This window comes from Bacillus sp. 196mf (assembly GCF_003217275.1).
Classification (GTDB): domain Bacteria; phylum Bacillota; class Bacilli; order Bacillales; family Bacillaceae_G; genus Bacillus_A; species Bacillus_A thuringiensis_S.
Genome location: NZ_QJTG01000001.1, coordinates 516,753 through 529,764, shown reverse-complemented (window position 1 = coordinate 529,764; position 13,012 = coordinate 516,753). Strand labels below are relative to the sequence as shown.

The following is a 13,012-nucleotide window of genomic DNA, read 5'->3' as shown; positions in this document are numbered from 1 at the left end:
GAATGATATGTATTATACAATTGGGCAAGTCGCCAAAATGCAACACTTAACTATTTCTCAAATACGTTATTACGATAAACAAGGACTGTTTCCTTTTCTGCAAAGAAACGAAAAAGGAGATCGAGTTTTTGATGAAGAAGCACTGAAATATTTAGAGATGATTTTGTGTTTAAAAAACACTGGTATGCCAATTCAAAAAATAAAACAATTTATCGACTGGTCTATGGAAGGAGAATCTACCATCCTTCAAAGGTTAGAATTAATGAAACAACAGGAGACCAATGTCTTACAGCTCATTCAAGACACTGAAAAAAACTTAAAAAAGATACAACAAAAAATTGCTAAATATGAGAATGAAATAACTTCAGAAAATGCTATTAAAAAATAAAAAAATCACCTTCTACATATTGTAGAAGGTGATTTTTATTTTATGATGCTTGCTTTCCTTTATCTGCATCATCTACATACCAGATGAATTTGCCTGTATATCCGTAAATAACTGCTAAAATTAACGATACGAAGCTTAACCACATAAACGGAACGTATGAGAACGTTGCTACACCTAAAATACCAGCCATAAAAATACCATTATCAGACCATGGAACCATACCTGAAGTTAACGTTCCACCTACTTCTGAGTTACGTGCTAATACACGACGGTCTATTTTTAATTTATCATAGCTATCTTCCATAATTTTTGGTGTTAAAATTAGTGATACATACATCGCACAACCAAATATATTAGCTAAGAATGCCACGATTAATGTAGACAATGTTACATTACCTGCAGAATTTAATTTCTTCTCAAATTTTGATACGATTACTTTTAAAACACCTAGTTTTTCAAGTAATCCACCAAATCCTAAACCGAAAATAATAACGGCTACTGAGCCAAGCATGCCGTTAATTCCACCACGGTTTAATAACTTGTCAACAAACTCAACACCAGATTGAATTGAGAATCCGTTATAAGCTGTTCCAATCGCCTCTCCAAAGTTCATCCCTTGGAAAAGAGTTGCCCAAATTGCACCAATTAAAGCTCCCATTGCAATTGTTGGCATAGACGGTTTCTTCATCGCTAATAGAACGATAACAATGACCGCTGGAATAAGCATCCATATTTTAATATCAAATTGCTTTAATAAAGCTTCTTTTAAAAATTCTACTCGATTCAAATCTACATTATCGCCGCCATACATCCAACCAGCTACAGTAAACATAATACTAGTAATAATATAAGCCGGAACATCTAATACGAGCATAGCTCGAACGTGAGCAATAACATCTACTTTCGCCATAGAAGCTGCAAGAACTGTGCTATCAGAAAGTGGTGATAATTTGTCGCCGAAATAAGCTCCTGAAAGAACTGCACCAGCAACAAGCGGAAGTGGTAAACCAAGTCCTTCACCAATCGCCATCATAGCAATACCTGCTGTTCCCACTGTTCCCCAAGATGTTCCTGTTGCGATAGAAGTTATAGAACAAATAATTAATGTTGCTAATAGGAATATGCTAGGGTGAATAAATTCTAATCCATAATAGATTAATGTTGGTACTACCCCACCAGCAATCCATGTTCCAATTAAAGCACCTACTGCAACTAAAATCAGTATTGCTTCTAATCCGTTAGAAATCCCTTTCGTAATTGCATCTTGCAATTCTTGATAACGAAATCCTAATCTTAATCCAAGCGCAATTACTAAAAACCATGAAATAAATAGCGCTAATTGAATTGGGAGATCAAAAATCGTTTGGAAGGAAAAGACAACAGCAAGAAATAGTAATAAAAGAACTATGATTTCTAGCATCGATGGTAATCTTACACTTTTCATTTTTTTCTCTCCTTACAAGTCGATAACATGACGTATGTCGTCTTACATGTATGTAATATACAATTAGCGAAGACAAAACAAAATTTTCATATTATTTCGATTTATTTTTCCAGTATAATATATTCACAACCCTTTCTATTGTAAAAGTAGATTACGTTTTTCGCAATGAAAAATATAAAAAATGTTGTATTTTTATTTATCCCGATATTTTCGGTCAATAAGACCCTTGTATCAAAATTTAGTAAGTGCAAAGTACCTAGTTAAGAAATTAACTACTATAAAATCCCGGATTGATATGAACGTATTAAAGCTTTATTTTATTTACAAGGAACAATCCCATACTAACTTTTTTAATATTTGCTGCAACAAAACTTTTTACAACTATCTTAACTTTTTAATTCACACCATTATTTTCTACATAAAAAATAGGGCACACATCATAAAAATGATGCATGCCCTACCTTTATTTATACATATTTTGTATTTCTTCTTTATTTTTAAGTATTTCTTCAAACTTATCACTACAACCCTTCGGAAATAACACTCCCAGTCCATATGAATGCGCAAATTGAAAATGAGGATACTTCGCTTTTACCTCATCCCAAAACTTATATACGCCGAAATCACCACTTCTAACTTCAATATCATGAAATAATACAATACCGTTTTTCGCGACTTTCGGTAGCCATGTATTATAATCGTGAGAAACAGCTTCATACGTATGATAGCCATCAATATGCAAAAGATTTATCGTTTCATCTTGAAACCGCTCTACAGCATCATCAAAAGTAGATCGAATTAAATTTCCTATATTAAGGTAGTTATCGCTCACTACTTTTTCTACTATTTGAAAAACCCCTTCTCCATATGGACCTGTATGCCCATCTCCAGCCCAAGTATCTACTGCAAAGCATTTAGTCGATAACCCTCCATCTTTTACTCCTTGACAAAAACTGAAGAAAGAAGCACCTAGATGTGTACCTAACTCAACTAAAGTTTCTGGTTTTTCAAATCGTACTAAGTCATATGCAAAATCTAAATGTCCACTCCACGCAGATTGTGACCGAATAATAGGACTAAATGTTTCAAATTCAAATGATGGTTTATGAGTAACCCAGTTCATCGCATAACTCCTTCTGCACATATTTTTAACAAACCAAATTACTCTTATCTTTATTTTTTTATCGCCATGATTATGATTCTATTTCATGAAAATATGAAGAATTTATTCTTTTCTATTGAGGTAAAGCATCATATACATATGGGTCAGTTGGCTTATTAATTTTCTTGATTTTGTTTACTTTTACAAGTGGAAAGACTGTTCCTTTATATGTCGTTCCACCTAATAATCCTGTTATTTCCACCCATGTTTCTTCTGGAATTTTTTCAACATTTTGCCCGGTAACAATCATCCCCCAGACTGATGCATCCGCAATACAACAAGTTATGCCATATCGAGCCACTACTGTTTTATTACCCGTCACATCTTTATCCTTATATATAAACCCTAAGAATGTAATTTCTTTCCCTTTAAACCAATTAACATTTTGACCAATTACATTCATTGTTTGAACATAGTCCTTATCCTTTACTTGTAGTTTACGCTGTCCTAACATACTTTTTACTACTTGCTCTTCCGTTTTATAAGTCGTTGATAAATTTGATGTTTCTTCTGGATCAACGGATACTTCTCGCCCATCAAAATTAACCTGTTCCCCCTCTTTTTCATTCCTTTCCAGACTTCTCGACTGTACACTTTGATTCATACCCCTTTTTCCTGCTAAACTTCCATCAATTGTTACACTTCCAAAGAGAAAAGCACTAACTATCGGAACGACAAATAAAACATATACAAAGAAACTTTTTATCCCTGATTTTGATGTTGTATGATGTTTACAACAATTACAATCATGCTGTTTCTCTCTTCCATCTCCCCAAACTTGTACAGTACCAAAAATTAAAATTACTACAAAAGCTATATACGTAAATTTGATCATTTTTGGAGCGATAAAATTATAAATATTACCTGTTACAAGTAGTTTAAATAAGAGCATTGCTAAACCAATTAAAATAATGCCACGTATATAGCGATGATACGCCTTCTGCTCCTCTTTCTCCATTCTTTCTCACCTCCTATAACATTATGATTTGCAGGATGGTATACACAGATGCAATGACAATTCCTATCAAAAAGAATACAAATCTCTTTTGAAAATATGCAAATAGCATTAACGTATTTTTCATATCAAGCATAGGCCCAAATACAAGAAATGCGAGAAGTGCCTTTACCGAGAAAACATGTCCAAAAGATGCCGCTATAAAAGCATCGGCTGCAGAGCAAATTGATAAAACATAACCAAATCCCATCATAATAAAGGGGGCAATTACTTCGTTATGTGCTACTGCATCCAGTACATTCCGATCAAAAAACGTTTGAAATACACTTGCTAAAAAAGCACCAATCAATAAATACTTACCAGTATCAAAAAACTCATCTACAATATGATTCATAACATCTTTCCAACTCTTTTTATTGCTTGTTTGAACTGAAACCTCTACGTCTTTTAAAACATTTCTTTCGCGATAGCAATAATACACAATTAGACCTATGAATAGAGCAACTAAAATTGTTATCCCAAAGCGTGCATATACTACGTAATCATTTTTTGGAAACGCATATACAGTAGATAAAAGAACAACTGGATTCATAATGGGTGCACTCAGTAAAATAACAATGCCTACATGAAGTGGTAACCCCTTTTGAATGAGCCTTCTTACAATTGGTATAATGACACATTCACACATTGGAAAAAGAACTCCCACAAATACTGCCGGAATCATTGCAACAATCGGAGATTTCGGCATTACTTTTTGAATCATATCTTCCGTCACAAACACTTGAATACATGAAGAAACAATTACCCCTAATAAAATAAAGGGTATTGCTTCAAAAATGATACTTAAAAATACTGTATTCACATTTAACCATTCCTGTGGCATATTTTTGTGCAAATTTGCTAGACTTGTAAAATCTACAAAAAATAATAAAAAGAGAAACATAGCGATAAGAGCTATGCCTACTAATTCTTTTGAAACTCTATTAAAGACCAAGCTTCTCGCCTCCATTTTATTTATATGTAAACATGTGCTTGTCCAAATGCTTCATACTACAGCACAAATTTTATAGTCTATTTCTATTCTTAAATCGTAATCATTATGATTTATTCTTGCTTTTTCTTTTCCCATCGTTTAACATAAAGCGTAATCATTACGATTTAAAGGAGAGATCATTTCATGAAAAAAGTACCTATCACTGTATTAAGTGGTTTTTTAGGATCTGGAAAAACTACCTTACTACATCACATTTTGACTAATAAGAATAACTTAAAAGTAGCTGTCATCGTTAATGATATGGGCGAAGTAAACATTGATGCATCTCTTATAAAAAAGGGTGGTTTTTCACGTACGGAGGAAAAACTAGTAGAAATTCAAAATGGCTGTATTTGTTGTACACTACGAGAAGATTTAATGATAGAAGTGAATCGTCTTGTTGAAAATGGTGATATTGACTATATTATTATTGAATCTTCTGGTATAAGTGAGCCTATTCCAGTTGCTCAAACGTTTACTTATACAGACGAAGTTCTTAACATTGATTTAACGAAAAATTGCCGCCTCGATACGATGGTTACAGTTGTAGATGCAAATAGATTTTGGGATGATTTTGCAGACGGAGAAAGTTTATTAGACCGAAAACAAGCAATCGATGAAAATGATACCCGGGAAGTTATTGATTTATTAATAGATCAAATTGAGTTTGCAAACGTAATTATTCTTAATAAGATAGATTTACTAGAAAAAGAAGATGTGATAGAGCTTCATCATTTACTAAAAAAATTAAATCCTAATGCAAAAATTCTTGAATCTTCGTTTAGCAAAGTACCATTACAAGAAATTTTAAACACAAATCTATTTAATTATGAAGAAGCTAGTCAATCGGCCGGCTGGATACAAGAATTAAATAGTGAACATCATACACCGGAAACGGAAGAATACAGTATCAATTCCTTTGTTTACCGTCGCAAATATCCTTTCCATCCCGAGCGCCTTATGAATTGGCTAGAAAAATGGCCTTTAGATGTTGTAAGAGCGAAAGGATTCTTCTGGCTCGCATCTCGTAATAATATGATAGGGCTTCTATCTCAAGCAGGTTCCTCTATTACAATTCAAGGAGCCGGTGAATGGATAGCCGCATTACCTGAAACTGAAAGAAATCAAATGATTGCAGAAGAACCAGAAGTATTAAAAAACTGGGACGAGCGATATGGAGATCGAATAACTGAGCTCGTATTTATCGGTATTGATATGAATCGTTCTGTGATTGAACAATCATTAGATGATTGTCTATTAACAGAAAAGGAAATGGGACAAAAGTGGAATACATTTATTGATCCTATTCCGGCTTTTACTTATACTTCATAATAATTAATAAAAGGCTTCAGTAGAATGAAGCCTTTTTATTTTATAGCACTCTTATTTAATAGGTTTGCTTTAATTATAAATACAACTGTACCTAAAACAATTAATATAGCATATATGATACTAACTACATCACCTATTTTTTCTAAGCTAAGCGATAATATTATAGTAGCAACTCCGACTATATAAGAAAATGCTCCTGAAAGCTTCGCTAATTTATTTTTATCTCCAACAAACGTTTCTTCTTGATATCCTGCTAACAAAAACAACCTCTTTTTCACATGTATTTGATACACTAAAAAAATGATAAGTAACCCAACAAATAAACAAACTAAAAATCCAGCTAACATATACTCCCCCTCCTCTACAATATTTTACTATACATAAAAAATTAGAAATTTCAGTTTATTAACGAGTCATTCTGTGATATATTGCATATTGTATTCAATTTATATTTTTAGAAAGGAGAATTTTAGATCATATGGATTCAAATCGATTAAAAGGAATTATAATGGTCATAATCGGTGCTTGTTTATGGGGCTTGTCTGGTACAGCTGCACAACAACTTTTTCAATATGACAATGTTTCAACCGAATGGTTAGTTACGATCCGTTTACTTATATCTGGAATTATTTTGCTCATTATTTCCTCATTCGGAACGAGAAAAAAAGAGATATTTGGCATTTGGAAACAAAAATCTAATGCTATTAAAATGATTTTGTTTGGTCTATTCGGTATGCTTGCTGTACAGTATACGTATTTCTCTTCAATTAAAGAAGGAAATGCTGCCGTGGCAACATTATTACAATATTTAGCTCCTATATTCATCACTGTATACTTACTTTTCAAATGGAACGTTCGTCCATCAAAAATTGATTTCATTTCAATTACCCTTTCATTAGTAGGTACTTTTCTCTTACTAACAAACGGGTCTGTTCATAACTTGGCTGTTTCTACACCAGCTATTATTTGGGGTGTTTTATCTGGATTATCTCTCGCTTTTTATAGTTTATATTCAAAGGAATTGTTAGAAAAATGGTCTTCCTCCGTTATCGTTGGATGGGGCATGATTATTGGGGGTATTGGTGTAACGATTGTACACTTTATTTCTACAAACGAATTCATTTTATTATCAACTATGAAATATGTAAAACTAAGTACCCTACCGCTCATCACATTTGTCGTCATTTTCGGGACACTTATTGCCTTTTATTTATACTTAGACAGCATACGATACCTGACTCCGAAAGAAACAACATTATTTGGTTGCACAGAACCACTCGCAGCTATTATTTCTTCTGTACTTATATTGCACGTGCCATTTCAATCTTTTCAGTTATTAGGCGCTTTTTGTGTCATTGTAATGGTGCTCATCTTAAGCCAAAAACCGGATGAAGGGAAACAAAAATTAAAGCTTGTTCATGCAAAAAAGGAAAATATACAATGAAAGGATTGAATTCACTATGCCTGTCCCTCAAAATTATAAAAAACCAGGAAGAATTTCAGCAAAATCACTCGTTTTAAATCAACTACAAAATTGGATTATTGAAGGTGTACTGAAGCCCAATGAAAAAATTAATGATGGGGAATTGGCTGAGGCACTAGGAGTAAGCAGAACACCTGTAAGAGAAGCACTTCAAATATTAGAGCTTTCTGGATTAGTGGAAATGGTACCAGGGCAAAAAACGAAAATTGCTCCTATTAAGTTAGACGACGTATCTATCATTTATGAAACGATGGCTGGTCTTCACTCTATTATAGGAAAGCAAGCTCTTCAAAACATTACAGACGCTGATATTCAACTACTTTCTGAAATAAATGATCATTTTCAGCACTCTATAGAGAAAAAAAACGCAAAACAAGCTTTAGAATTAGATATACAATTCCACAATACAATTTCTTCTATTGCTAAAAACCAATATATTGAACCCTTTCTAGAAAATATGCAACTTCACGTTTTACGTCTTGAATATTTGTTTTTCCAAAACTTTGTTCCGGCAAGTCAATCTATTGAAGAACATCACTCTATCATTCAAGCATTACAGAAGCAGGACGAAAAACAAATGGAACAAATAATGACCCAAAACTGGCTCCGTCCCATGAAAGAAATACAAAAAATAATTTCTACGAAATAAAAAGAGAGCTGGTTACACAAAATCGTAACCAGCTCTCCTTTTACTAATCTATATAGCTATGCCTGGATATTCGCATAATCTTCCATATCTTCGTACTCTTTTTCCAATTCCTCTAAAGACAGCTCGTATAATTGTCGGTCGCGAATCTTAAACACACCTGCTCCAATTAACTCATCAATTAAATGCCTCTTACGATTTTCAACAGCAAAACGGAGTTGACTACTCATCTTTTAAAAAACTCCTTTCTACGATCGTTGAAAATGATAATCTTTATCAATTACCACTTTTGATTATAAAAGATGACTCTTTATAAGTAAAGTAATTTCATGAAATATTTACCTTGCAAAGTATTTGTGGCCACATTATATATATGTATGCCGTGCGAAAAATGTTATGACACTTTTTCTTATCCTTTTTCTTTCATACTTTGCAAGTTGTCTCATCATGATTAAATTCACCATCTATTTCTACTTGAATGGTGACATGTTCTACATGAAATTTCTCCTTTAATACATACGTAGCCTCTTTTAATATACTTTGCGTTTCATTCCCTTTAATAATAAGATGACATGTTAATACTTGAAAATCTGATGTGACAGACCATATGTGCAAATCATGAACTTCTTTGACAATCGGAATATTTAATAACGTACTTTTTACCTCTTCAACATTTATGTGCTGTGGTGCACCTTCCATTAATATATGAACCGTATCACGTGTTACACGCCATCCACTAATAATGACTAAAATAGACACAAGAATACTAGCAATCGCATCTGCAGCAGTCCATCCGAAAAATTTAATAAGTAACGCAGCAATGATCGCTCCGACGGAACCCAATAGATCGCCTAGTACGTGCAGGAAAGCACTTCTTAAATTCAAATTACCTTTCACATCTCCGCCTCTCATTAATATCCAAGCTGATAAAATATTAATAAGCAGACCAAGGACTGCAATAATGAGCATCCCATTACTAGCAATCTCAACTGGTTCTTTAAAACGACGGATTGCTTCAATAAAAATGTATACCGAAATGACAATAAGAACGACACCGTTACATAATGCTGCTAACATTTCGACTCGCTTATATCCATATGTTTTCACAGTTGTTGCTGTTTTTTCTCCGAGCTTAAACGCAAGTAAACTTAAAGCTAAAGATACTGCATCACTTAGCATATGCCCCGCGTCAGATAGTAGTGCTAAGCTATTTGTTACAAATCCACCAATAACTTCTGCAATCATAAAACTTGTTGTTAGTAGGAAGGCAATTAGTAACGCCTTTTTATTTTTTGAATGACCATGATCATGCGAATGTCCCATACTTATACTCCTTTAAGTACAATATCTGTATGTTAGTATGAAACAAACTCCCCATCTTTATCCCGAATCGACTGATTGTAAACGCCCGCTTCCTCTGTATACACACTTCGCTATTTTTTAGACAATCCCTTTTTCTCAAATAAAACAAGACTACTTCTTTTTTATTTTCATATTGTTTACTAATGAAAGAATTTTAAGGAGGTTACTTAAATGAAACGTTTATTTCTCTGTATGGAACGTGAACTTGTTGTAGTGAAAGAACAATATGATAACTATGAAACGACTTACCACTTACAAAATATGCAACCTACCTGTATCGCTGTTGATCCGTTCCACCCAAACCGTGTATATTGCGGAACATTTGGACGAGGTCTATGGTTAAGTGACGATAGCGGGGATTCATGGAGACCAATTGGAGATTCTTATCGTTACTTTGATTTCCCTAAAGAAGATGGTATTTTACACTCCTCTATCACTTCCATAACAATAAGCTCAAATGAACAAGTGAACGGATATGGGGTCGTTTATGTCGGCACAGAACCGAGCGCTTTATTTCGCTCTGAAAATGGTGGTGAAACGTGGACTGAACTTAAAAATATGAAATCATTATTATCTTCTTATACGTGGGCTTTCCCGCCTAGACCTTTTACCCATCACGTACGCTGGATTACAGTTGATCCAAACAACCCTAATACAATACACGTTTCAATCGAAGCTGGTGCTGTTATTCAAAGTAATGATAAAGGGCATACATGGATTGATAAAAAATTCGGTGCTCCTATCGATGCTCATCAATTACTTATGCACCCTGAAGCACCAAATCGTCTTTATGCATCATGTGGTGACGGATTTATGGGCGGACCTGATCGTGCTTATCTTGAAAGTTATAACAATGGAAACAGCTGGATCTCATGTAGTGAAGGACTTGAACATCATTATTTATACAGCATGGCAATTGATCCAGCTGATTGCAATACGATTCTCGTTTCAGCTGCACCGAGTGCTGATCTGGCTCATCACCGTATCCCTTATGAATCTTATATTTATCGAAAAACGAAAGATACTCCGTTCCAGCAAGTACAACAAGGACTACCATCTGCAATCGGTACAGTCATTTCGATGTTTGCGACAAACAAGGCTGAACCACATACGTTTTACACGTTAAATAACAATGGCGTCTTTCAATCCAATGATAGCGGCGAATCGTGGGAACAACTAAATATTCCGTGGAAAGATGAATACAAAACGCAGCATCCGCATGCATTGCTCGTTACTAGTTCTTAACGAAAAAAAGACTGCCTAAATGGTTTTAGGCAGTCTCTCTTTTATTTCTTTAAATCAATGACAATATCATCTAACACAATATCTTTACTCTTCGCTTCTTTTTTCGGCACTTCTATTTTCTTCTCTTTCCCATTCACATACTCTACTCCACCATGATTTTCAGGTGTATGTACTCGCAAGTGCACGCGAGGTGTAACGATAAGCTTTGTTGCATTTTCGTTTAACTTTTGGAATGTAGAACTCCAACTACTTTTGTGCGGTTCTGCTACTGTACTAGTTCCGCCATTTCCTTCACCAGCATATTTATTTCCTAAATCATCTTTTATTTCTAATTCCACATCAGCGCTATCCCATATACTTCTTAATACTTTAGATTCTTCCTGATTGAAAAAAACGATAAATGACATCGGAGTTACTTCCATTTTGTCTATATTTACTTTTATTAATTCATTTTCAGAAACCCTATTAACCTTTACTTCTTTACTCTCCATTGCTTTTAAACTAAGTGCGAAGTTCCAATTCCCCTTAATTGAATTACCTTTATAATCCAACTCAATCTCTTCCATATTCCACCAAACGTTTGCAACATCTAACCTTTTACTACTATTACCACTCATCGTAGTCATACCTACGTACTTTTTCTCTCCAACTTTTGTAACGTTCGAACTACCTCCTCCGCCATTAAAGCCCCTAACTTGCGGACTTCCAAATGGGAACGGTTTCTCTCCTAAATCTTTTTCGCTTTCAATAGAATATGTGATTGTAATTGTTCTACCATCAAACACAGCATCATTAATGGTAACCTTAACTCCATTACTCTCTCTCGTCATATTCAACTCAGTCGAAAATTCTTTATAATTTTCATATAACCCTGTTCTACCATTATCTAAAAATCGGAATATGTCACCGACAATTGGCAATCCCCCCGCATATGTAGGAAATCCGATACCGAGTGTTGCAACTGATAATCCTACTAAAATAGATGCAGCAGCGACACCTTTTTTCCAACTTTTCATCTTTTTCTTCGTACGTATCGATTGTTTTACATTTCGTTTTACTTTTTCCTTTTCAATTTCAGAAGCCTCAATTTCTTCTAGTTCTTTTTCATCTATATCAATATCATTTAACAGTTCATAAATGTCTTTCATATCGCACTACCTCCAAAACTAATATTCGTAGCATTTTGTTGTAGTTTCTTTTTCCCACGGTACACTCGATTATCAATTGCTGCCCGAGTTAATCCTAACTTGTCACCTATTTCCTCTGTCTTCATACCAAGTAAATATTTCATAATGAACACCTTTTGATCTAGCGGTTCTAATTGATTAATGAGCTTCAATAATTCTTCCCTATCTTCCATAACGATTAATTCGTCTTCTGCTGATTTTTCTGTACTAATATGAAACTCATCTGAAATGATTTCTACTGTTTTAGTCGATTTCCGGTAATAATCAATTGCTTTAAACTTTGCAATCGCTGCAATCCACTTTTTAAAATCACTCGGCTCTCCATGAAATTTATTTGCGTTATTCCAAATGGAAAGAAATATATCGTTTATACATTCCTCTATGAGTCCATCATTTTGAATTGGAAGTAGAACTTTATGCGTGATCCCCTTTATGAGTGGTAAGTATGTATCGACAACAAATTCTAACGCGTCTTCTTTTTGCCGCTGTAATCTTTTTATAAAATTTTTCTCATTTGATTTCATGTAGCGATTCCCCTTATTGTTTTGTAAAAGCTTTTACACCCTATATAACGTCTGAGAAAATTTTTTCTCTCATCTTTTTATTTTTTGTATGTAATGGCATACTTTCCCTTAGCCATTGTCTCACATAACTATGCGTTCAAAGAAAATTTTCTCAAGTCTGTAATTTAATTCATGTAGTACACTATTTATATAGTCACTTTTTAACTTAGTGTACATTTTATTTCGTTAATCTACTATTTTAATTTAGGAGA

The 13,012-nt window shown here is 33.9% G+C and carries 14 protein-coding genes; 5 read left to right on the top strand and 9 right to left on the bottom strand.

The window, feature by feature from the left end; translation table 11 throughout:
- The first annotated feature begins 7 nt into the window (after positions 1–7).
- Positions 8–388, top strand: a complete 381-nt coding sequence (locus ATL10_RS02990; RefSeq protein WP_002153132.1) for a MerR family transcriptional regulator — start codon at positions 8–10, stop codon at positions 386–388.
- A 40-nt stretch (positions 389–428) separates the two neighbouring features.
- Here the strand turns inward: ATL10_RS02990 and nhaC are convergent, their stop codons facing one another.
- The 4 genes from nhaC to ATL10_RS02970 all read right to left on the bottom strand — a co-directional run bounded on the left by nhaC (position 429) and on the right by ATL10_RS02970 (position 4,958).
- A complete protein-coding gene (nhaC, locus tag ATL10_RS02985) occupies positions 429–1,832 on the bottom strand; it encodes a Na+/H+ antiporter NhaC (RefSeq protein ID WP_000843986.1) in 1,404 nt (467 codons plus the stop codon).
- Between the two features lie 463 nt (positions 1,833–2,295).
- Positions 2,296–2,955, bottom strand: coding sequence for a class I SAM-dependent methyltransferase (locus ATL10_RS02980; protein ID WP_089148932.1), 660 nt, complete (start codon positions 2,953–2,955; stop codon positions 2,296–2,298).
- A gap of 112 nt (positions 2,956–3,067) precedes the next feature.
- A complete protein-coding gene (locus tag ATL10_RS02975; protein ID WP_097821574.1) occupies positions 3,068–3,952 on the bottom strand; it encodes a TIGR03943 family putative permease subunit in 885 nt (294 codons plus the stop codon).
- Between the two features lie 13 nt (positions 3,953–3,965).
- The gene (locus ATL10_RS02970; RefSeq protein WP_175495679.1) at positions 3,966–4,958 is read right to left on the bottom strand and encodes a permease; all 993 of its coding nucleotides are present in this window, start codon (positions 4,956–4,958) and stop codon (positions 3,966–3,968) included.
- A 168-nt stretch (positions 4,959–5,126) separates the two neighbouring features.
- Here ATL10_RS02970 and ATL10_RS02960 point away from each other — a divergent pair, with 168 nt between their 5' ends.
- The gene (locus ATL10_RS02960; RefSeq protein WP_075717962.1) at positions 5,127–6,314 is read left to right on the top strand and encodes a GTP-binding protein; all 1,188 of its coding nucleotides are present in this window, start codon (positions 5,127–5,129) and stop codon (positions 6,312–6,314) included.
- Positions 6,315–6,349: 35 nt separating this feature from the next.
- Here the strand turns inward: ATL10_RS02960 and ATL10_RS02955 are convergent, their stop codons facing one another.
- Positions 6,350–6,661, bottom strand: a complete 312-nt coding sequence (locus ATL10_RS02955; protein ID WP_110496401.1) for a DUF3784 domain-containing protein — start codon at positions 6,659–6,661, stop codon at positions 6,350–6,352.
- A gap of 131 nt (positions 6,662–6,792) precedes the next feature.
- Here ATL10_RS02955 and ATL10_RS02950 point away from each other — a divergent pair, with 131 nt between their 5' ends.
- Positions 6,793–7,758: a DMT family transporter gene (locus ATL10_RS02950; protein WP_065228593.1), complete on the top strand. Its 966-nt coding sequence runs from the start codon at positions 6,793–6,795 to the stop codon at positions 7,756–7,758.
- Between the two features lie 16 nt (positions 7,759–7,774).
- Positions 7,775–8,446 (top strand): GntR family transcriptional regulator, encoded by a 672-nt coding sequence (locus ATL10_RS02945; protein ID WP_002023787.1) that lies wholly within the window; start codon positions 7,775–7,777, stop codon positions 8,444–8,446.
- A 56-nt stretch (positions 8,447–8,502) separates the two neighbouring features.
- Here the strand turns inward: ATL10_RS02945 and fbpA are convergent, their stop codons facing one another.
- The gene (gene fbpA / locus ATL10_RS02940; RefSeq protein ID WP_000098302.1) at positions 8,503–8,673 is read right to left on the bottom strand and encodes a Fur-regulated basic protein FbpA; all 171 of its coding nucleotides are present in this window, start codon (positions 8,671–8,673) and stop codon (positions 8,503–8,505) included.
- Positions 8,674–8,866: 193 nt separating this feature from the next.
- Positions 8,867–9,766: a cation diffusion facilitator family transporter gene (locus tag ATL10_RS02935; RefSeq protein ID WP_090976037.1), complete on the bottom strand. Its 900-nt coding sequence runs from the start codon at positions 9,764–9,766 to the stop codon at positions 8,867–8,869.
- 210 nt (positions 9,767–9,976) lie between these two features.
- Between ATL10_RS02935 and ATL10_RS02930 the strand changes: the two genes are divergently transcribed.
- Positions 9,977–11,050 (top strand): WD40/YVTN/BNR-like repeat-containing protein, encoded by a 1,074-nt coding sequence (locus tag ATL10_RS02930; protein ID WP_000825318.1) that lies wholly within the window; start codon positions 9,977–9,979, stop codon positions 11,048–11,050.
- Positions 11,051–11,091: 41 nt separating this feature from the next.
- On the opposite strand, the gene ATL10_RS02925 is transcribed toward ATL10_RS02930, so the two are convergent.
- The gene (locus ATL10_RS02925) at positions 11,092–12,198 is read right to left on the bottom strand and encodes a DUF4179 domain-containing protein (RefSeq protein WP_097821573.1); all 1,107 of its coding nucleotides are present in this window, start codon (positions 12,196–12,198) and stop codon (positions 11,092–11,094) included.
- Complete coding sequence (locus ATL10_RS02920) at positions 12,195–12,761, bottom strand: sigma-70 family RNA polymerase sigma factor (protein WP_000840007.1); 567 nt, start codon at positions 12,759–12,761, stop codon at positions 12,195–12,197. Before ATL10_RS02920 ends, ATL10_RS02925 begins: the two co-directional genes overlap by 4 nt.
- Between the last annotated feature and the right edge of the window lie 251 nt (positions 12,762–13,012).